19 protein-coding genes and 1 tRNA gene are annotated in these 20,316 nt (G+C 42.8%); 6 read left to right on the top strand and 14 right to left on the bottom strand.

Annotated features, from left to right (window positions below; all coding sequences use genetic code 11):
* From ABFQ95_03005 to ABFQ95_02995, 3 genes are all read right to left on the bottom strand, one after another.
* The coding region (locus ABFQ95_03005; GenBank protein ID MEN8236498.1) for a Flp family type IVb pilin at positions 1-104 on the bottom strand (104 nt) is incomplete at its 3' end.
* Positions 105-263: 159 nt separating this feature from the next.
* The gene (locus ABFQ95_03000) at positions 264-536 is read right to left on the bottom strand and encodes a Flp family type IVb pilin (protein MEN8236497.1); all 273 of its coding nucleotides are present in this window, start codon (positions 534-536) and stop codon (positions 264-266) included.
* A gap of 97 nt (positions 537-633) precedes the next feature.
* Positions 634-795: a Flp family type IVb pilin gene (locus ABFQ95_02995; protein MEN8236496.1), complete on the bottom strand. Its 162-nt coding sequence runs from the start codon at positions 793-795 to the stop codon at positions 634-636.
* Positions 796-1,019: 224 nt separating this feature from the next.
* Between ABFQ95_02995 and ABFQ95_02990 the strand changes: the two genes are divergently transcribed.
* Together ABFQ95_02990 and ABFQ95_02985 are read left to right on the top strand one after the other, a co-directional pair.
* Entirely contained in the window at positions 1,020-2,801 is a 1,782-nt protein-coding gene (locus tag ABFQ95_02990; protein ID MEN8236495.1) for an SLC13 family permease, read from the top strand.
* Between the two features lie 3 nt (positions 2,802-2,804).
* Entirely contained in the window at positions 2,805-3,365 is a 561-nt protein-coding gene (locus tag ABFQ95_02985; protein ID MEN8236494.1) for a carboxymuconolactone decarboxylase family protein, read from the top strand.
* On the opposite strand, the gene mutL is transcribed toward ABFQ95_02985, so the two are convergent.
* The 5 genes from mutL to ABFQ95_02960 all read right to left on the bottom strand — a co-directional run bounded on the left by mutL (position 3,348) and on the right by ABFQ95_02960 (position 9,065).
* Positions 3,348-5,180 (bottom strand): DNA mismatch repair endonuclease MutL, encoded by a 1,833-nt coding sequence (gene mutL / locus ABFQ95_02980; protein MEN8236493.1) that lies wholly within the window; start codon positions 5,178-5,180, stop codon positions 3,348-3,350. The two genes, ABFQ95_02985 and mutL, sit on opposite strands and share 18 nt — an antisense overlap.
* On the bottom strand, positions 5,177-6,433 hold the full coding sequence (locus tag ABFQ95_02975) for a glucose-6-phosphate isomerase (protein MEN8236492.1): 1,257 nt from the start codon (positions 6,431-6,433) through the stop codon (positions 5,177-5,179). Before ABFQ95_02975 ends, mutL begins: the two co-directional genes overlap by 4 nt.
* A 438-nt stretch (positions 6,434-6,871) precedes the next feature.
* Positions 6,872-7,264: a hypothetical protein gene (locus ABFQ95_02970; protein MEN8236491.1), complete on the bottom strand. Its 393-nt coding sequence runs from the start codon at positions 7,262-7,264 to the stop codon at positions 6,872-6,874.
* Positions 7,265-7,459: 195 nt separating this feature from the next.
* Entirely contained in the window at positions 7,460-8,314 is an 855-nt protein-coding gene (locus ABFQ95_02965) for a hypothetical protein (GenBank protein MEN8236490.1), read from the bottom strand.
* Between the two features lie 151 nt (positions 8,315-8,465).
* Entirely contained in the window at positions 8,466-9,065 is a 600-nt protein-coding gene (locus ABFQ95_02960; GenBank protein MEN8236489.1) for a helix-turn-helix transcriptional regulator, read from the bottom strand.
* Between the two features lie 362 nt (positions 9,066-9,427).
* On the opposite strand from ABFQ95_02960, the gene ABFQ95_02955 reads away from it, so the two are divergent.
* Positions 9,428-10,141 carry a queuosine precursor transporter gene (locus ABFQ95_02955; protein ID MEN8236488.1) on the top strand — a complete coding sequence of 238 codons (714 nt, stop codon included), beginning with the start codon at positions 9,428-9,430 and terminating at the stop codon, positions 10,139-10,141.
* 250 nt (positions 10,142-10,391) lie between these two features.
* Here ABFQ95_02955 and ABFQ95_02950 read toward each other — a convergent pair whose 3' ends face one another.
* From ABFQ95_02950 to thrS, 3 genes are all read right to left on the bottom strand, one after another.
* Positions 10,392-10,628, bottom strand: a complete 237-nt coding sequence (locus ABFQ95_02950) for a hypothetical protein (protein MEN8236487.1) — start codon at positions 10,626-10,628, stop codon at positions 10,392-10,394.
* Positions 10,629-10,810: 182 nt separating this feature from the next.
* A complete protein-coding gene (gene infC / locus ABFQ95_02945) occupies positions 10,811-11,341 on the bottom strand; it encodes a translation initiation factor IF-3 (protein ID MEN8236486.1) in 531 nt (176 codons plus the stop codon).
* Between the two features lie 59 nt (positions 11,342-11,400).
* Positions 11,401-13,350: a threonine--tRNA ligase gene (gene thrS, locus ABFQ95_02940; protein ID MEN8236485.1), complete on the bottom strand. Its 1,950-nt coding sequence runs from the start codon at positions 13,348-13,350 to the stop codon at positions 11,401-11,403.
* Between the two features lie 278 nt (positions 13,351-13,628).
* Here thrS and ABFQ95_02935 point away from each other — a divergent pair, with 278 nt between their 5' ends.
* The gene (locus ABFQ95_02935) at positions 13,629-15,257 is read left to right on the top strand and encodes a hypothetical protein (GenBank protein ID MEN8236484.1); all 1,629 of its coding nucleotides are present in this window, start codon (positions 13,629-13,631) and stop codon (positions 15,255-15,257) included.
* A gap of 18 nt (positions 15,258-15,275) precedes the next feature.
* On the opposite strand, the gene ABFQ95_02930 is transcribed toward ABFQ95_02935, so the two are convergent.
* Positions 15,276-15,352 (bottom strand) — tRNA-Asp (locus ABFQ95_02930).
* A 239-nt stretch (positions 15,353-15,591) separates the two neighbouring features.
* Positions 15,592-16,188 carry a cold shock domain-containing protein gene (locus ABFQ95_02925; GenBank protein ID MEN8236483.1) on the bottom strand — a complete coding sequence of 199 codons (597 nt, stop codon included), beginning with the start codon at positions 16,186-16,188 and terminating at the stop codon, positions 15,592-15,594.
* Positions 16,189-16,731: 543 nt separating this feature from the next.
* Here ABFQ95_02925 and ABFQ95_02920 point away from each other — a divergent pair.
* Entirely contained in the window at positions 16,732-18,177 is a 1,446-nt protein-coding gene (locus ABFQ95_02920; GenBank protein ID MEN8236482.1) for an NADP-dependent isocitrate dehydrogenase, read from the top strand.
* 85 nt (positions 18,178-18,262) lie between these two features.
* Positions 18,263-18,682 (top strand): queuosine precursor transporter, encoded by a 420-nt coding sequence (locus ABFQ95_02915; protein ID MEN8236481.1) that lies wholly within the window; start codon positions 18,263-18,265, stop codon positions 18,680-18,682.
* Positions 18,683-18,821: 139 nt separating this feature from the next.
* Here the strand turns inward: ABFQ95_02915 and ABFQ95_02910 are convergent.
* The coding region (locus ABFQ95_02910) for a hypothetical protein (protein ID MEN8236480.1) at positions 18,822-20,316 on the bottom strand (1,495 nt) is incomplete at its 5' end.

Raw genomic sequence — 20,316 nt, 5'->3', positions numbered from 1 at the left:
ACAGATGCAATAATTACAACCGAAATTAGGGCAGCTATCAAACCATATTCAATAGCTGTTGCTCCACTTTCCTCTCTAAGAAATGTTTTTAGATTTTTAAGCATGATAACCTCCATAAATTAAAGTTAAAAAAACCATGTCATGTCTGACACTATTATTGTGTTATATAAACATTAACTTATCTTTAAATTCATTTTGACTTTATTTTACTTTAATAATAACTGTTTTATTCTTTTGTAAAAACTGAGCGTTACTGTGGTTTGTTACATCCGACTTGCAACATCATCATAAATTACCTGCAGCTTTCCACCCAAAAGCGCTGCTGCGGCTATAATCATAACAGAAATCAATGACGCAATGAGTGCATATTCGATTGCAGTTGCACCAGCATTTTCATAAAAAAATGTTTGATTACTTTCAGCATGTTTTTTCTCTTGTGATAATTTTAGGAACAAGGGCTTTAATGAGCCCAGGAGCTTGAAGTACAATGGGTATACTGGAAATGAATCAGGGGTTTCAGGAATGCTGCAAATCAAGGCAGCAACCTCCTTGGTCAGCTCTCTTCAGTATGGATTCATAAAATTATGGCTCCCTAGTAAAAAACAAGGGAGCCATAAAATCAAGTGTTAAGCTCTAGAGATTGGTTGCAACAGTATCAAATGTTGTCTGCAAACCGTTTCCAACAAGGGTAATAGCTGCAATAATCACAACTGAAATCAAAGCGGCGATTAAACCATATTCAATGGCAGTTGCTCCATTTTCTTCACGAAGAAATTTTGTAAGATTAGTAATCATAGCTAGCCTCCATTTCGTTATCAAGGATATCTAATTTATTATGTCGTAATTGACAGTATTATTATCACCTTAATTCCATTAATTAATAGTTAATCAAACATAGTCAGTTTTTTATCTGTATTTTCCTTGTTGTTTACTTAAGGTAAGAGAGGGGGAAACTTAATTCTATTAAAATCTTAGCGCCTATGCTAAATTAAATATCATAATAAAAATAAATTGGGCTCATGGCATTTTTTACCTTCGACCAAGTTATCATCTTGAGTGTGCTCCTGGGTACCCTTGGGATGTTTGTGTGGGGAAAAATCCGCTATGACCTTGTAGCGCTTTCAGCATTGCTCATCGCGTGTTCTAGTGGTGTCATTCCTTTTGAAAGAGCATTTCTTGGTTTTAGCCATCCAGCCGTTATCATGACCGCTTGTATTTTAATCCTGACAAATGCGCTCGGCCAATCGGGAAGCCTTGATTTAATTATCTCGCACCTCCATGCCTTTCGAAATCAACCGATCCTACAACTCTTTGTACTGGTTCTAGGTGTTGCCTTTTGTTCTGCATTTATGAATAATATTGGCGCTCTCTCCCTCATTCTACCCATTGCTATACAATATGCCCACCAAACCAAAATTTCTCCCACGTTTCTTCTCATGCCACTGTCTTTTGCTTCTCTGTTAGGGGGACTGGCAACTCTTATCGGTACTCCTCCTAATATTATTATCGCCAATTATCGTGCTGAAGCTGAAGGGCAGTCCTTTTCAATGTTTGATTTTGCCTACGTCGGGGGCATCATAGGACTCTTAGGCATTTTCTTTATCACCCTAATTGGCTGGAGATTACTGCCAAAGCGTCGTACCTCCCTTGAGGCTGGTGAAATGTTTCATATACGTGAGTACATTACTGAAATTAGTATTCACTCGACATCCCCACTTATTGGCAAGACGTTGTTTGAATTTTCCGAGAGAATCCCTGGAGAAATATCAGTCTTAACCTTATTTCGTGGAAACAATCGGATTCTTTGCCCCTCACACACGACAATCATCCAGGAGGATGATATTTTAGTTTTGGAAGTCGAACCTACTGCATTGAAAAAGCTATTTGATAGCCAAGCCATCCACCTATTACCGGGAAAACCTGAGAAAATTGAAGGGATGCTTGGGCTGGATGTAAAAATGATTGAAGCCATTATCCCGCCTGGCTCTCCACTTATCGACACTTCTTGCAAAAGTTTTTACAAGCGCTTCAAATCAATCCTCCTTGCAATTTCTCGCAAAGGACAATTTTACATCGAGCGAATGAGCAGCCTGCGTTTTGAAGAAGGTGATATCCTTTTGTTACAAGGAACACGAAAAGGTTTGCAAGATTCCCTCAACAGTACAGGCTGCCTGCCGCTTGCAGGACGAGAATTACAACCTGTGCGCGGTCAGATCACCTACTGGCCCTTAGGGGTGTTTGCCTGTGCTATCCTTTTAAGCTCTCTGAATATACTTCCCCCTTCCATCGCTTTTCTCAGTGCTGTCGTCATCTTAATTCTTCTACAAAAAATAAAATTCAAAGCAGCCTTTGAATCGATCGACTTTTCTATTCTGATCCTGATTGGCAGCATGTTTCCTTTAGGTGAAGCGTTGAGCATGACCGGTACAACCAGCATGATTGTTAACACACTACTCATCCAACCTAATTTTCCTAACTATATCCTCATCACCCTATTGCTGGTCATTTGCATGTTGCTTTCAGATGTAATCAACAATGCGGCAACAGCCCTTCTCATGGCTCCAATTGCCGTAGAACTGGCCCGCAACCTTGGAGCATCCGTGGATCCATTTCTGATCACTGTGGCGGTTGGAAGCTCTTGTACATTCCTAACGCCCATTGGACATCCGTCAAATATGCTGGTCATGGGGCCTGGAGGATATCAATTTAAAGATTACTGGCGCATTGGCCTGCCTTTGGATATCATCATCGTTATCGCTGCTGTTCCTCTGATCTTATATGTTTGGCCACTTTATGGATAAGACGTGAAACGATATCTTCAACCCGACCTCATTTCTGATTACCCCTGGTATGTGCGCCTAATCTTGAGGTTGCAAAAAAAGAAATATGGTGCTCCTCTGGATCCCAGTCTCATCTGGGGCAAGGCCCCGCGTCTGTTGCTTGCTTTTAGCAGTTTTAATGCAATTCTCAATCGCAAACGCTCACCGCTCTCTCCAGAGCTTCGGGTTTTGCTCTCTTTGCTGGTAGCCCAAAAAAATCATTGTCAATTCTGTATTGATCTGAATCTCTTACTCTCCATAAAACGCCATGTCTGTGATAAAAAAGTGAATGCTTTAGCAAACTATCAAGAAAGTCCACATTTCAGTGACAAGGAACGACTGGCGCTTGAATATACTGAATCCATTTGCAACAAACAAAATAGTCTCTCACACCAGCTCTTGCCAAAATTGCAAGAGATGTTTCCAGAAAACGCTGTTGTTGAATTAACGACTTTGGTCCTGGTCCAAAACATGTCTTGTATGTTCAACAATACACTACAAATCCCCGCCCAGGGCTTGTGTCAGCGGCTAACGCCGCCCAAATAGTTTTTCAACATCATTCCATGGAAGCTCAACGTAAGTTGGGCGTCCGTGATTACACTGCCCTGAATGAGGTGTTTTTTCCATTTCTCGCAAGAGAGCATTCATTTCTTCGAGCGACAACTGGCGCCCAGCTCGCACACTGCCATGGCAAGCAATCGTTGCACAAACTTCTTCAACTTTTTCTTTTAAGCTATATGCTTGTCCCAGTGATTCTAACTCGTCACTCAGATCACAAATTAATCGTTTTGCATTAACCTGTCCGAGCAGGGCCGGTACTTCTCGGACTAAAACTGCTGACTCACCAAATTTTTCAAGCACCAGGCCAAATTGGAACAGATCATCAATAACTTGCAGTAAATGTTCGATTGCTGCTTCGGGTAGTTCGACAACCTCAGGAACCAACAAAGTTTGCCGAGCTACTCCTCGATCTTTTTGTCCCTGTTTCATCTTTTCGTACACCAAGCGTTCATGAGCTGCGTGTTGATCAACGATCACCAAACCTTTCTCAGTTTCTGCCACAATGTATGTTTGTTTAAGTTGAGTTTTGGCAACTCCCAAAGGGTACTGCGGGTCTGCAAGAATTTCTTCTTCTGCGATCTGTGCTGTTTCAGCAGCAGCTGGAGCAGCTGTCCTGGCTGTAGGCGCTAAGGATAACCCCGGTAAGTTGGGACTATGCGCTGATGGAATCGTTGTCACCGATGCAGGCGTTGAATACGATGTGGATGTGGGTGTGGATGAAGCTGGTGCTCGCGGCAATGCATTACTGGCTGTACCAAAAGATTGCATTGCTGATTGGGCGATGGTGGTAGAGGCTCTATGTCCAGCACTATTTAAGGCTTTTTGAATCGATGAAATCAGCAACCCTCTAACAAAACCAGCATCACGAAAGCGCACCTCTGTTTTGGCCGGGTGCACGTTCATATCCACCATGTGCGGATCGAGCTCTAAGAACAAAGCCACCAAGGGGTGGCGGTCTCTGGGCAAGAAATCCTGGTAAGCTGCCCGCAATGCCCCGGCAAGGACTTTATCCTTTACCGGTCTTCCATTGACAAAAAGGTACTGAAAATTAGCATTGCCCCGGCTGAGTGTTGGCAGGCCCACAAATCCAGACAATTGATATCCCTGGCTCTGCGCAGAAACTGCCAGTGCATTTTCGGTAAACTCTTGCCCCATGATTTCACCTAGGCGTTTTAGCCGAGCGTCTTCATCTGAAGACGATTGTGGCATGTAGTTAAAACAAACCCTTGTGTTATCCTTCAAGGTAAAACCGATTTCAGGATGGGCCATTGCCAACCGGGTTAAAACTTGGTTGATATGATTTGATTCTGTGGTTGAGGTTTTGAGAAATTTTAGGCGCGCTGGGGTTGCAAAAAACAAATCACGTACCTCAATTGTCGTACCCGCCGGGTGTACGCAAGGAGACAGATCGCTCTTATTTCCCCCTTCAACACTTAGAGTCCAACCGTTTTCTTGTCCTCGAGTGTTACTTGATATTTTCAAACGACTCACGGCGCCAATAGACGGTAGAGCCTCACCCCTAAACCCGAGTGTTTGGATGTTAAACAGATCCTCATTCGGCAATTTCGAAGTTGCATGACGTTCAACGCCGAGTTCTAAATCAGCGCGATTCATCCCATTCCCATTATCTTGCACTTGCAAAAAACTGCGACCGCCATCGCGCATGACAACATTGATTTGCGTTGCCCCTGCATCAATTGAATTTTCAACAAGTTCTTTAACAATTGAAGCAGGGCGCTCAACCACTTCTCCTGCGGCAATTTGATTGACAAGAATTGTGGGCAGGAGCCGAACAGTCATGAGTTTTCTCCCTCTAAAAGGTAAGTTTTCGTCAAACGTTTACTAGCTTCAACAGCCGGTTGATCAAACGGATTTACCTGCCACAACTGTGCAGTTAAAATGGTTTCAAGAAAAAAGTGCATCATCAATGCTCCCAGCGATTGTTCATCCAGAGTGACGTCAATGGTTCGAGTTGGACAACCTGCTGCAACGAGTGTGTCCACTGTTGCAAGGCTCTCGGCCCAATTGAGTTGCCCCATGGTTTTACCGGCAAGATAATTTAGTCCCAACTGTCCAGCTGTTTCAGGATCTAAAGCTTTGGTGTCCTCTGTTGCACTGGCCTTAAGAATTGTAAAAAATTTATCCTTTGGGCCGTCAAGATAGAGCTGCAATTGACTGTGTTGGTCAACGGGCCCCAAAGCCTGGACAGGTGTTGTACCTGCATTGTTCTTGCCTAAACTTTCTGCCCAAAGTTGGCGAAACCAAAGCGACAAAGGGTACAGTCGGTCGGTATAGGGCATAAGCACGTTACTCGTATATCCATCCTGCAAAAACACATTGTGCATCTGTGCTCCAAGGACAGCAGGATGTTTTTGCTGCAAAGTGAATGCTTCAATTGTGTCTTTAGCGCCTGCGAGCACTTGCTTAATATCGACTCCTGCCAGTAGGGCAGGGAGCAAACCAACCACTGTAAATGCTGAAAAACGCCCACCAATGTCAACCGGGTGCTCCAGTACTTTAAGATTGAACTTCTGACTTAGTTGTAACAGGGGTGAGTCGGGTTGTTTTTGGGTAATGACGAGCACCTGATCTGCAACATCCACACTTCCCTCTAGTTGCTGTAACAACAAAAGACTTTGGCATAGAGTTTCTGCTGTATATCCGGATTTAGAGATAACCAAAAACCCGGTATTCTCAGCATCTAAATTCTCCAGCAGTTTGCCAAACGTTGTTGCATCCAAATTATCCAAAAAGTGGAGTCGGGGATGCCCCGCTTCTTGCCAACAGCACCCTTGCTTTAAGGCAACTAATGTTTGCGCCCCTAAGCTGGACCCTCCCGTTCCCAAAACCACAACATCAGTGAACTCCTGCCTCCAACTTTGAACTATGGACTGCCACTGCAAGAAAATTTTAGCTGCAATGGCAGGCTGTAACATCGGCAGCTCACCCTGTTGCAACTCATCAAGCACCTTTTGTCGTGCATCTAGTGTTTCTGGAATAAGGTCAAATTTGGGAGCACGTCCAGTCCCAACAAAATTTTGCGCGTAGTGCATAAGTACTCTTCCCAAAAGGTGTTATCTAGAAGGAGAATCTACCACGCAAAAGCGTAATATGAAAACAGGATTGTTTTTACGGATATGATTAAAGAACCTGCAACCGCCATTCCTGACTTTAATCAGGCATAGCGGTTGGAATTCAGGCACAACAAATAATACTAAAATACATTAAAAAATAAATAAAAAAGCATACTATTAAAAATAATAAAATAATTCTTAACAAAACCCTAGAAACACAAAATAATAATCTTAAATAAATAACCAATGTGATTCTGAATTAAAATTACCTGAAATACATTCTAACGTGAAGTAGGAAAAATTCCGTACGTAATTTTTACGGATGCTGTTTTGGAAAGGTGGGAAAGATAGGCATGGTTCAAATTGGGGTTACACTCCGATGTGTCATCCCGAACACTACGGAGGAAATTGGCCAGGTTATCCCAAACCAGGTTCAACAATGATTTTTACTCTACCAAGCCCCTTTAAGTCGACACCAACATATTGGCGAATAATTTCCATATATTCGCGGCGGCCAGTAGTACGTCGCTTGGCCACAAATCTTATGGCTCCAAGAATTTTAGAAAGTTCCCCTAAATCCATAGGCAAGAGCTTTTTTTGTATGCTGCTAAGAACAACTTGAAATCCATTTTCTACGAGTGGATTGTCATTTTTCGGTGGATCCTCTGCAAAATAATATACGTCAAGCAGCATTTCTATAATTTGGATAGCATCATTATCATTTAACTGCTCTTCTATGCCATAATCATAATTGGAAAGAGCAACCTCAATGACATCGGATATCTTCTCACGTTCGTCAAAACCATCCATTTCATTGGGAGCATAAAATGGGATTTGGTTATAGTTTCTCTTAGGCTCTTTGTAGAAAGAACAGCCCTCACACAAATCTTTCTTGCGACTCGTTCCGCAGCAATGGCTACAGATACAAGTAGTTGTCATCTGACAAGAACGTTTCCCCTTTTTGGTTGTGCATATGGGACACTTCATCTATGGCAACCCATGAACTCAAACTACGGAATTGCGCATAATGACATTATGGTTTACGACATCCTTCAGTAATTTGGCGAAGTCTTTTTCAGAAGAGTAACCAGTTTTCTTTTTGATATTTTCCAGGTGAAAATCGACCTCTTTAGAGTCGTATTCTGATTCCTGCGACATATTGTTGAGAATATGTTCTTGGCACTGCTGTACCAGGCACTTAGCCTCAGCATTAGAAAGAAAACAGGGCCCAGAATTTGTATTAACAGCGATTCTATCAATCTTGGTATCAGTCAGAAATTTTCCTAACTTCTCCGAATAATTTTCAAGAGGTAGCCCTTCATCATCTACTTTTTTAAGCCTGGCAACTATTGATTCATCGCTCACATTAATCAGATCATTTGCTTTATCTTTAAAGTAGGTTATGAAATGCTCAAGAATGCCACTGTTATTCTTGTAAAAATTATTGATTGATTCTTGGTCCTTAGTTGTTACGAAAGTAAATATTTCGGTTTCTAGTTGGTGTTTTTTAATTATTGAGTAACCATTCCAGATGTTTTCGTGGTAGAGAGCTGACAGCAGACGGTCCTGCTTAGGAACGACGCTGGGCCAAAAGTAGTGTTGCGTAGACTCATCAGCTGTTGTCCTTTTTTGTTGTTCAAAAACTTTTCCATCATCATGAATCTGTGTTAATCGCAAACGTGTGAACTGGTCATTATTGTAGCTATTGATAAAAAAGTACTGATATTTATCAAAAAACTTCAGGTAAGCAAACCGCAAACCAAAATGCTGCAAAAGCGGCTTACAAACCGAATTAAAATTTTCCTTGACCGATAGATAGTATTGGTAAGCTTTTTCATTATCAATTGCTGCTGAAGTCATTATTAATTTCCTACTAATTTTCTTGTTGCTAAAATCTACTGTGACGTTAAGGGATCTATGCAAAACAATCAAGCATTTTTCCTTGGAAAAATTATGAAAAATATACAACCGCAGTGCTTTGTCAAATAATTCCAATATGTTGCCATTTTCATCATTCGATAACTGCAGAAGCACCTTGTGTATGTTTGATTAAAATTTCCTGACGGGACACGATCCCGTCTAGCAATTTAACCAAATCAGACCTTAACAAAAGGCCTGTTTTACATTTAATTTTGTTAAGGTGCGTTTCGACAGTTCTGGGAGAAATAGATAATTCATTGGCAATTTCCTTGCCGCTCTTACCCTGAGAAAGCTTAAAAAGGCAGTCGAATTCACGCTTTGAGAGATGCTTTGGCCCCATCTCAGTATCTATGACAAATTTATCGATATGCACGTCATTCATAAAATTTTGCACACGCTCGGAAAAGTTGTCTTCAATTTGAAATGATTGTGCTGTCATGGTTTTTCTCAAAACAGCAAGTTTTTTTTGATCAGAAGTGTCAATTAAATCAAAAGCTTTGCTTTTAAAATACACTATAAAATAATTCAATACATCCAAACAATTAATATAAAAATTAGTAATACATTCGTTTTTTCGTTGTGTTACAAAAGAAAATATCTCATCACCATCTGTTTGCGTATTGATGATTGAAAATCCGTGCCAGATATTTGCTTCATATAAAGATTTCATCAAAAGGTCTTCTTTTCTCAAAACTGTAGGCCATAGGTGAGTGTACGTTCTTTGTGTCTGAGCCTTCTGGCGGTGTTGGAGAAAAAACTGGCCATCATCAAGAATTTGTGTTAAGCGGAAATGGGTAAATTGATCATTGTCATAGTTATTCAAAAACAGGTATCGATCGTTGTCGAGAAATTTTAGATATGCCACACGTATGTCAAAGTGCCGCAATAGAGGCTCACATATTTCGTGAAACTGCCCTTTCACTGATTGGTAGTACTTATAAGCTGCATCGTTCATTTTTTATCAATTAAAGCTTGTATCAAACCCTTATATGTTCTATATCATACGCACATGAATATACCAACATCGTTGGAGTAAAAATTGGAGTTTGCGCAATGACAGAGAAAATGACAACGAACGCCAAACAAGAAAATTTAACCTACCTCATACTTGCCAGTATGTTTATTACCTCGACAATATGCGCCACGATAATGTTTGGAAAATTTATTCATGTGAATTTATTCGACATGTTAAAAGTTGAGTTCCCGGCTGGCGTACTTGTGTTTCCTGTAACCTTTCTAATGACTGATCTAATTTCAGAGTTATATGGTAAAGACAAAGCCGATCAAGTTGTGATATCTGGTATCGTTGCCAATGTGTTCATTGTTGTGGTGTTATGGACAGCTGATCTGTTTCCTGCTTCAGATCACTCTATACTCTCTAACGAGGAGTTCCATAAAGCGTTTCGGGTCAGCGCATCGACATTTTTTGCGGCAATGGTCGCTTTTTCTTGCTCGCAATTTGTCGATATTCGAATATTCCATTTTGTGAAAAAAGCAACTCAAGACAAATGGTTGTGGGCAAGAAATAACCTTAGCACCATAACTGCACAGTTTATCGACACGACGATATTCCTTTTCACTCTATTTTTGCTCGATGTACTGTCATGGGATCTGTGCATGCATTTGCACATGCCAATGTTTATGATAAAAACAATGATCGCTTTGTTTGATACACCATTTTTCTATTTGGGCGTGCGCCTTTTGGGCCGTCAACGTCGTGATGATTCGCAGAGTTTTTCTGTTCAATTAGAGCAAGAGATGGCGTAGTGCGTCCGGGGGAATCTCGTTATGGAAAATAACCCCCCAAAACCCGTATGAAACCTAGGTTTTAGAGCTTGTGTTTAATTCTATTTAAAGTTGCTCAACAATTTTTTGATTTAGGTCTGTCGTCTCTGCAATCACATCAACTGACAAAGCCGACATAGTGATTTGCTATTTTCTGATTGATTCTAAAATATCAGTTATGTCAATTGTAACATAGGGGTATTCTAGCAAGGCAAATGTTTTTTTGATGCATTTATTTTTGCAACTTTTCTTGTATATTCTTTACTAAAGTCTCCAGACCTTCATCAGTGATATTTTGCAGGTCGCAGTCTCTTGAAGCATTAGCTGAGACTGAGAAAGCTCCAATTAGCTTGCCGATAATCTCTTTAGCGCGAACAGCAGCAGTGAAGTTTTTCTCTTCCAACGCCATCCGAAACGTTTTATCTAAATCTGCAATGACTTCGTTTATATCGCTTTCTACGTGCTGCATTCTTCTTCCTTTTCCTTTTTCAAATCGTTAACGGAGTAGGATGACATGGAAAGGGCAAAAGCATCTGAAAAAGGCACAAAAGATGGCAATTTTGTTCTCAATTGCCAGGGATACTCAGTGAAACTAACGTTCAAGATGACGGCCGTGTTGGTTTCACTGAACAGCCCGTCACCACGGTTACATTACTTCGGGCTCAATACCATAATCATCTGTCGGCCTTCAAGTTTGGCGGGTGCATCCACTTTAGCAATTTCTTCCAAATCAGCGCAAATGCGTTTCATCAGATTAACCCCAAGTTCTTTGTGGCTCAATTCACGACCTCGAAAGCGCATGGTCACTTTAACTTTGTCTCCATGACCGATAAAGCGTTGCATATTCCTAAGCTTCACCTGGTAATCGTGTTCTTCGGTAACAGGGCGAATTTTTACTTCTTTAACATCCGTCACCTTTTGTTTTTTGCGCGCTTCGGACTGCTTTTTTTGCATCTCATATTTATACCTGCCATAGTCGGAGATTTTGCAGACTGGCGGGTCAACATTGGGAGAAATTTCAATCAAATCAAGGTCAGCAGCTCGAGCCCGTTCTAGTGCCTTCTGGCTCGTTACCACCCCTATATTATCCCCTTTCTCATCGATCAATCGAACTTTCGGGGATGTAATTTGCTTGTTTACGCGCGTCTGATCTTTATCCGGCCGCGGGTGGCGTGAATAGATATTGGATATCGTTCTTCTCCTTTCGGTCAATTCTATAAGATTTTACAAATCCAACTTAATTATAACATAGTGTCTAAAGGACCCAAGGCTTCATTTTTTAAATCACTAACCACTTGACCTAATGAAATAATTTCCTGATTCTTGCTGCCCAAACGCCGCACTGCAACGGTGCGTGCCTGCATCTCGCGCCCGCCAACAGCAAGGATCACCGGTACCTTTTGATGACTGAGCTCTCGAATTTTATAGCCAATTTTTTCGTTGCGCAGGTCAGTTTCCACCCTTAGTCCTTCACTCTGCAATCGATTAGCCACTTCTTGGGCATACTCATCAAAATCGTTGGTAATGGGGGCAACAACCACTTGTAGAGGTGCCAACCAAAGCGGAAAGTGCCCCGCATAATGTTCGATCAACATTCCTAAAAAGCGCTCTAGAGATCCATAAATTGCCCGGTGCAGCATCACTGGAAAATGTTTCTGCCCATCTTCACCAATATAGGTAGCCTTTAAGCGTTCTGGCAGCACAAAATCCAACTGCAATGTGCCACATTGCCAGCTACGACCTATCGCGTCACGTAGCACAAACTCAAGCTTGGGACCATAAAAGGCTCCTTCGCCTGGGTTAACATCATACTCAAGCCCCGCAGACTCAGTGGCTTCACGCAATGCTTTTTCTGCACGATCCCAGGTATCATCCGATCCAGCTCGGGTTTCTGGGCGATCTGAGAATCGCACACGAACATCTTCGAAGCCAAAATCCTTATAGACTGCCAAGAGGAGAGCACAAAAACTTTTTGTCTCATCCAAAATCTGTTCAGGTGTACAAAATACGTGGCCATCGTCTTGAGTCATCACTCGGACACGCATTAAACCATGCAGGGCACCTGAAGGTTCATTACGATGACAGCAACCAAACTCTGCAAGCCTGAGTGGCAGATCGCGGTAACTTTTCATGCCCTGGCGAAAGACTTCAACGTGACAGGGGCAACTCATGGGTTTCAATGCAAAATGTCGTCCATGCTCCGTTTCAAGAGCAAACATATGTTCTTGGAACTTTTCCCAGTGCCCAGACTGTTCCCATAAAGTTCTATCCACAAGCATCGGCGTATTAATTTCTTGATAACCCCTTTCCAAGGTTCGCTTGCGAATATAATTCTGCAAGGTCCGATATATTTGCCAGCCCTTGGGGTGCCAAAACACACTGCCAGGGGCTTCATCCTGCATGTGAAACAACTCCATCTCACGGCCCAATTTACGATGATCGCGCTTTTCTGCCTCTTCCAACTGGTGTAAATAGGCTTTCAGCTGCTTTTCGTTGGCCCAGGCAGTTCCATAAATGCGTTGCAACATGGGATTGTTAGAGTCGCCCCGCCAATAAGCCCCCGCCAATTTCATCAACTTAAAGGCTGTACCCAACTTTCCGGTTGAGGGCAAGTGCGGTCCCCGGCAAAGGTCAACAAATTCTCCTTGGCGATAACAGGTGATTTGCTGATCTTCGGGGATAGCGGCAATAAGTTCTGCTTTAAATTCTTCGCCCTGATCTTTAAAAAATTTAACCGCATCGTTGCGGGTCCACTCTTCACGGGTGACGACTTCGTTACGTCCAACAATCTGACGCATTTTCTTTTCAATTTTTTCAAGGTCTTCTGGAGTAAATGACTCTTCCCGATAGAAATCATAATAAAAGCCATTTTCAATCGCTGGGCCAATAGTAACCTGAGTTTCTGGATACAACTCTTTAACTGCCTCAGCCATGACGTGAGCAGCGTCGTGACGCAGGATCTCAAGCCCCACACCGGACTCACGAGTAATCAGCTCAATCTCAGCATCTTGTTCTAACGGCAGGGTTAAATCTTTTAGCTCACCATCAACACGAATTGCTACCGCATCTTTGGCCAATTTTTTGCCAATGCTTGCAGCAATGCCTAAACCCGTCGTACCTTGAGGGTACGCCCGCTGGCTGTCGTCCGGCAGTGTAAATTTGACCTGGTTATTCTCTGACGTGACTTGCATGTGCCTTTCTCTTCAATTCCCGGTAGGAGGCTTTCATTATAGCGGTTTTTTGCCCAAAGTCCAGGAAACCTCTTCATATAACAGGGCTGATGAAATACCTGGCTTGTACAGGGATGACATCGTTAGGGATAAATTACCCAGCGGTCACACCCTCGAGCTGAGATATCATGCATGTTATGCATAAAGGTTTTTAATATAAACATCATGCAAATTCTATATTTTACTGTATTATACTTATAATTTTAAAAATCATTCACATATAACATGAAGAGTAATTAATGGGTTTTAGCATTCGTTTTTGGCTATGCTTTGGGTTTTGTCTATTGAGTATGGGGTGCTCAAAGTTGCAGCGCTATGATTATCATGATCCTTCTCTGCGTTTGGATTCTGAGAAATATGAAGAAATTTTAACAGGGAAAGTGGCCGAGGAGTATGCTCCTGTTTCCCTGGCTTCTTCTGTGTATAAACCGGTGCGAATTGACCCGGAATTACCGGTTTGCATGACGCGGCCTGTTTCTTTAGCGATTACCGAGATGGTTCCCATTAAGGATGTCATCTTTGAAATGGCACGTCAGGCAAAGGTCAACGTGATGGTTGATCCGTGCGTTAAAGGGGGTGTTTATCTAAATGCTCACCAGAAGCCGTTTATCAACTTGATTCAAGAAATTTGTGCCATGACCAATTTACGCTATCACATTGATGCAGGTGTCCTCAGCATCACTTTGGATACCCCCTATCTCAAAACATATGAACTTGGGTTTTTATCCCTGTCGCGGCAAAACCAAAATCGTATTTCCATGGCTACCGACGTTTTTACAGCAATGGAAGGGTACTCTCGCGATTTTGATAATGGGTCAAGTGCTTTAATCAAGGGTGAGTCAACCATGGATTTTTGGGCGGAGCTGGAGGCGAATTTGAAGGTGATATTGCATGCCAGCGGTGACAAAAATCCTCGGTATACGATTCATAAGCAAGCTGGTTTATTGTCGGCGTTTACAACACAAAAACAACATATACAGTTGGAGGCCTATTTGAATCGAGTGGAGCAAAATACCCAACTACAGGTGCTGATTGAAGCGAAAATAGTGGAGGTCAACCTGGATGAAGAATACCAAGGCGGCATTAATTGGCATCGCGTCAAGAGTGATTTCAAATTGATTGCGCCATTGGGGTCGCTCAGTATACCGGGGGCTTTCGAGGAAATGAAACACCGTGAGAGAAACATCTTTACCATTGGTAGCGGGGGACAAACGCTCACAGCTTTGGCTCGAGTGCTAAATCGTTTTGGAACAGTCAGAACCCTTTCAAGCCCAAGAATGACTGTGATGAACAACCAGTCCGCCGTGTTGAAAGTTGCAACTAACTTGGTTTTTTTCAAAATCAATTACAGTCGTGAGCTGAGGGAAAATGAAAAAAATGATATTGAACGTGCCTCTAGCCAAATCCAAACAGTTCCCATTGGTTTAGTCATGATTGTACATCCAACATTTCACCCCAAAACGGGCCGTGTGACCTTGAGCTTGAGACCCACTATTTCAAGGGTTATTAATGAAAAAGAGGATCCAGCTGTTGGGATTCTCTCGCAGGAGACGAAAACTTCATTGATTCCTGAGGTGCAGGTGCGAGAGCTGGATACGGTTTTGCAAACGAATTCAGGCGATGTTGTAATTATGGGCGGGTTGATGGAAGAACGAGCAGATAATGAAAAGGTTGGTCCTGCGGGCCTGCAAGACATTCCTGTCCTAGGTCACTTATTCAGCGGTAAGACCAATAAGCGGAGCGTAAATGAGTTGGTGATATTCCTAAGAGCCACAATTTTGGATCCAATAGCTTCGAATGTGACGGCAGCCGATCGGCGCGTTTATAAGGCATTTGCCCAAGACCCCAGGTCTTTGAATTTTCAGTGACAATGGCAGAGCGGAAAATGGCGGGAGTGACGGGACTTGAACCCGCGGCCTCTGGCGTGACAGGCCAGCGCTCTAACCAACTGAGCTACACCCCCTTTGATATTTCTACTCTCATAATAGGTACACTAGAAATGATTTAAGTGTCAAGATATATACCGAAGTGTGTAGGGCTTTTCAGTGAAACCAACACGACCGTCATCCTGAATACTGAATCAAGTTCAGCACAGGCAGCTGATTTTCCGAACGTGCGACTGTAAGTCGCGCGAATTGGAAAATCAGCGTTCAGGACGACGGATGTCGTTTACTGAACACCTGCCATTCGATTCAATATGGATTACCCAATCAACTCAAGGGTCCAGGCCTGACGTCCACGATCTGAACTGGTGACCTGCATGCGTACACGCTGCCCTGGGTAGACCTTTTGCAGGCCAATACGCCGCAAAAGCGAGGCATGCACAAAAACGTCGCGTCCTCCTTCATCAGGGCTTACAAAACCAAAGCCACGAATGGTGTTAAACCACTTAACCTCACCGTCAACTTGTTCTACAGGACCAAACGGTTGCATTGGTCGCGGACCTGTTTGGTACTGCGCTGGCGCCTGACGTGCTGGTTGTACATCCATTATTTTTCCGACCTGGCGTCCTTTTTGACCCATTCCAACCATGCACGTTACTTCGTCACCCGGTGCAAGGTATTGGTAACCGGCTGCATCTAAAACAGAAAAATGCAGAAAAATATCCTCGTCCTCACCCCTAGGCACGACAAAGCCAAAACCCTTAATTGGATTAAACCACTTGACCATACAGTCTATCTGAACCGCATTTTCAAGAGGCCCCGTAGTATGCATCAGTATTTCATCCTCAGACACATCTATTTCATCATAGCTCTCATTTAGAGCCTGTGGTGTCTGAAAACTATCAAAGTTACTCACTATTAATCCTCCCTAAACCTACAACAATAGGATTACACATCGTAAAGCTTTTGCTGAAAGTCTCCATCATAAAAGCCTACCCTTAACTATAATCCTAGACGAACTTTGTATCAAATTCAAGCAGAAAACTCAAATCCCTTTCTCGGCCCTTCAGGGTTGTTCCGTGAAATCCCTCTAGCTGTCATGCTGGAGGCTATTCCGGACTTGACCCGTGACAGGCTATTTCCCCCAGAATCTAAAGGGGATGGATTAGAAAAATGAGTGAGCCGGTATCCAATTTTTTTAAGGCCGAAATAAAAAAATAAAATGTTGTGGAGAGGTATATTGTGGCGAGTGGTCTTGGAACCTGACGCGTTTGCCTCTATAGGGGTCAGTTCTTAACTATTGGGAGCTGCCCTGGGGAGCAGATATAAGTACAAGTGTGCAGTTCAGGGCAGAGTTGTTCACTGAACAGTCCTGAAGCAGGTAAAATCGCATTAGGGATCCAGTAAAAATTCAGCTATAATCTAGTGAAATTTCTCTTCAGCATAGGTAGTTAAACCCATGAAAAAAATGATCCCCATCACACTGATTCGCGGCGATGGCATTGGACCCGAGGTCGTTGATGTAACAACAAAAATGATTGAAGCCACCGGCGCCCCCATTACCTGGCAAACCTGCGAAGCTGGCGCTGAAGTTTTTAAAAAAGGATTGGCGTCAGGGGTTCCCCAAGAAACGCTTGCTTCAATACGACAAACCCGCATTGTCCTTAAGGGACCTCTAGAAACACCAGTTGGATTTGGGGAAAAAAGTGCTAACGTAACCTTGCGTAAACTCTTTGAAACCTTTGCTAATGTAAGGCCGGTTCGGGAATTTCCAGGGGTTGAAACCCCATTTAAGGGACGCAACATTGACCTGGTTATTGTGCGAGAAAATGTTGAAGATCTCTATGCGGGTGTTGAATATATGCAAACCGCATCAATGGCTGAGGGTCTAAAAATTATCACTCGCAAGGGTTGCGAGAAAATTATTCGCTTTGCTTTCGAGCTCGCTCGGGCTGAAAAGCGGAAAAAGGTCCACTGCGCTACCAAAGCCAATATCATGAAATTTACGGAAGGGATGATGAAACGGACCTTTGAAGAGGTAGCCCCTGACTACTCTGAAATTGAAGCTCACCACATCATTATCGACAATTGTGCTCATCAGATGGTTCGCTTTCCAGAAAATTTTGATATTATTGTCACAACAAACATGAATGGAGATATCATAAGCGATCTAGCTTCTGGGCTCGTGGGGGGACTTGGTCTAGCACCAAGTGCGAATTATGGGCATGATATTGCTATTTTTGAGGCCGTGCACGGCTCTGCTCCCAAGTATGCAGGAAAAAACATCGCTAACCCTACGGCTGTCTTATTATCTGGCATCATGCTGCTGCGTCATCTCGATCTCTTTGAAAACGCAACGGCACTTGAACAATCCTTGATGAGAACCTTAGGCCATGACAAAGCCTTTACTCAAGATCTAGCCAAACAAAATGATAGCCAAGCGCTTTCCACTTCGGAGTTTACAGATCGCATTATCGACAATCTGGGGAAAAGCTGGCAAGGATACCGTCCTCGCTCTTATCAACCCATCAATATGCCCAAAACCCCCGAACTTCCTCAAAGATTAAAGCAAAGAGTTGTAGGGGTTGATGTCTTTATTGAAACCCGAGAAGATCCCGAAAGCATTGGCCAGCAGCTTGCTCAGATACTTGAAGGCTCGGACTTTAAACTTAAATTAATCTCAAGCCGTGGTGTCATTGTGTACCCCCATCCTGGCAACCACCCAGATTTGGGCGATTGTTTTAGCTGTCGCTTTATGCTCAAGTCCAACCAGGATAACCTCGAGCAGTCAGTAATCATTGATCTACTCAATCGAATTGGAACGCGTTACAACTGGGTTCATGTTGAAAAGATGACAGAATTTAATGGTGAGCCAGGCTTTTCCAAAGCCCAGGGTGAAAGTTAGTAAAAAATACCCCCATATACTCTCGTGAAATCAAAACCTCTAGTGCTTTGTCAAATTAAAAGTTGAATTCCCGGCTGGAGTGCTTGTGTTTCCTGCTTCAGATCACTCTATACTCTCTAACGAGGAGTTCCATAAAGCGTTTCTGGTCAGCGCATCGACATTTTTTGCGGCAATGGTCGCTTTTTCTTGCTCACAATTTGTGGATATTCGAATATTCCATTTTGTGAAAAAAGCAACTCAAGACAAATGGTTATGGGCACGAAATAACCTTAGCACCATAACCGCGCAATTTATCGACACGACGATATTCCTTTTCACTCTATTTTTGCTCGATGTACTGTCATGGGATCTTTGTATGCATTTGCACATGCCAATGTTTATGATAAAAACAATGATCGCTTTGTTTGATACACCATTTTTCTATTTGGGAGTACGCCTTTTGGGCCGACAACGTGGTGATGATTCGCAGAGCTTTTCTGTTCAATTAGGGCAAGAGATGGCTTAGTGCGTCCGGGGGAATCTCGTTTTTAGAAATTTCATGTGCGTCTCCAACAGATGCGACAGAACCTTTTTGGGAGGTGGACTGAAAAAAGAGGGTAGGGAAGAAATTTCCCTACCCTTAATAATTTGTTTTTCATCAATTATTATGCCATGTTTTCAGGTATCGTATTTGCAGCGATACTCATATCCATTAGGATATCCGATCCCTCCTGAGTAGCGGGGTCGAGAACGGTATCAGCAAGTTGATCTGAAGTATATCCTCCCATTCCATCAGAATCAAAAATAACATCATCTTCGATTGTAAACGGATCACTAGGATCAGTAACTTCAAATCCTAAACCGTCAAGGAATACAAGTTGTCCTTCACCTGGACCAAGTATGTCCTGATTCCCACCATCTTCTGGAGGAAGAGGTGGAGGCAAATTACCATCCTTAATTGAAAAGGCTATCAATTCCGTATTGCCCATAAGTGCAGCGGAATGCGAATCAATCCAAGTATACATTTCATCTGAAGTTATAGTGTTATCCATATTGGTATCAATTAGATCGCGATCGCCTCCCTCAAATTTAATTTTCTTTACATCATATTCGCCGTCTTGGTTATCGGTATCATCATCCAGATATAAGACCAAATTACTTGGTTCATTAAACTCGAAGTCGAATTGGTCGTCTTCGCCTTTGATCTTAATATTGACCTCTGCCATATCTGTTTTTACAGGATCACCATTATCGGCTAAGGTGTAACCAAACTTAAATTCGTAAGTTTCGCCACTATTAAGGCCGCCAAAGGTGTCTCCCATACCGCTGACTAATTCAAGGCTCCCATCAGTCATGACAGTCAAAACAGCAAAGTTATCTTGATCTAATGTAACCGTAATCTCCAGGTCACCTGTTAGCTCAACTGTTAAGTCACCATTGGGATCGTTTAATTCCATGACGTCTTTTAGTTCGGTAACAGTCAACATATCGCCTTCTGGATCGGAGTCGGCACCATCCCCGGTATCATCAGTGATGATATTACCTGATAGATAAATGCCATCATCCTCGAAGTCATCCTCGGTTGCCATGTACATGTTGTCGCGAGCTGTTGGTGCGTCGTTTTGGCCCACAACCTTATACCCGGGATCGATCAAATTTGATTGTTTTCCGCCCTCATCAAAGGCATAAATCCACCATTGATTAATTGCAGGCGTTGATTCTTCCCCAGCTTTAAGGGAATTGTAGAAGTCTTCACCAGTATCGGTTAGCATGATCTTAATTAGATTCTCGCTGGCATCATCAATGGTGATCTTGGCATAGCCGTCATCCGAGACAACCATAGCACCATCATTCCATTCGTCCATACCATCCCCGATAAATGTATCATTAAGCAAGAATCGATAGGTATCCTCATTATTAGGATCATCCGGATCCATCACCAGATCATCCAAATCAATCATAACGGGATCGCCAAACATGACAGTACCATCTGATTTTGTCATGGCCTCCGTGAGGCAGATCTCTGGGTGTTTGAGGGTGGGGATGTCGTTTGTACCCTCAAGCTTAATATGGAAGTCTACTTCCTGCGTTTTGGCAACATCTTCAGGTTTCTCTGGATAATGATCCGCTGGTCGATCGGAAACGACCAATTTCTTCCAA

The sequence above is a fragment of the Pseudomonadota bacterium genome, assembly GCA_039714795.1.
GTDB lineage: Bacteria > Pseudomonadota > Alphaproteobacteria > JAGOMX01 > JAGOMX01 > JBDLIP01.
The sequence above is the reverse complement of the archived record's forward strand: the minus strand, read 5'-3'. Positions and strand labels throughout refer to the sequence as shown.